Below are 774 nucleotides of genomic sequence, written 5' to 3' on the forward strand. Positions count from 1 at the left end.
CGCGCGGGTCCGCCTACGATCCGTCGCCGTGCCAGTAGGTCAACCGGATTGCGGGGAGGGAACGGAGATGTCCGAGCTGGATCGGATCACGGCTCGCCGCAGCGAGTTGGACGCGCTCACCGACACACCAACCCAGTGACCTGCAACTTCACGATGCACACCGCTCAATGGACCGAGGAGGCCATCCAGCAGATCACCACCGAGAACACCAGCCTCGCGACGAGTCCGCAATTGACCGAAGACAACCGCACCTTCGACGAACGACTCAGGGCCACCCGCTCCAACCTCCGCGTCAGGACCGGCGCATCGCCGACCTCGAAGCCCCGCTTGCCGACCCGCTTTGTTGAAAAGGACGGCCTACCTCCATAGCAACCGTCGGCGCAGACACGACCCGACGGCGGCCCGCACCCACCCGGATCATCCGGATCTGCGAACGCCAGGGCGTCCCCATCCTGGCCGACCTCGCCTACATCGGCGCCGGCCCCTGGCTGACCGCGGGCATCAAGCGTAGGCCCCGGCAAGAACTCACCCCCACCGAGAGAACGATCAACAAGGCCCTGGCCACAGCACGGGCACCAGTCGAACGCGGCGTCGCACGCCTGAAGATCTGGCGAATCTTCCGCAGATCCCGATGCAGCCCGACCAGCATGACGTCAATCGCCAAAGCCATCCTCACCCTGGAGCGTCACCGCTGAAGAAGCTCAATGAACGCAATTTGTTCACCACATCAAGCCTTGTTGCGTTCGTCAGGGACCAGATACCGACCGCGAAAAA

1 protein-coding gene and 1 pseudogene are annotated in these 774 nt (G+C 64.0%); both read left to right on the forward strand.

The features are described from left to right. The first annotated feature begins 135 nt into the window (after nucleotides 1-135). Complete coding sequence (locus ABD207_RS24165) at nucleotides 136-369, forward strand: hypothetical protein (protein WP_344015210.1); 234 nt, start codon at nucleotides 136-138, stop codon at nucleotides 367-369. A 10-nt stretch (nucleotides 370-379) separates the two neighbouring features. After that, nucleotides 380-695, forward strand: a pseudogene (locus tag ABD207_RS24170) (transposase family protein); the annotation flags it as partial. Nucleotides 696-774: the final 79 nt, after the last annotated feature.

Origin of the sequence: Streptomyces thermospinosisporus (genome assembly GCF_039526425.1) — a bacterium.
GTDB classification, from domain to species: domain Bacteria; phylum Actinomycetota; class Actinomycetes; order Streptomycetales; family Streptomycetaceae; genus Streptomyces; species Streptomyces thermocarboxydovorans.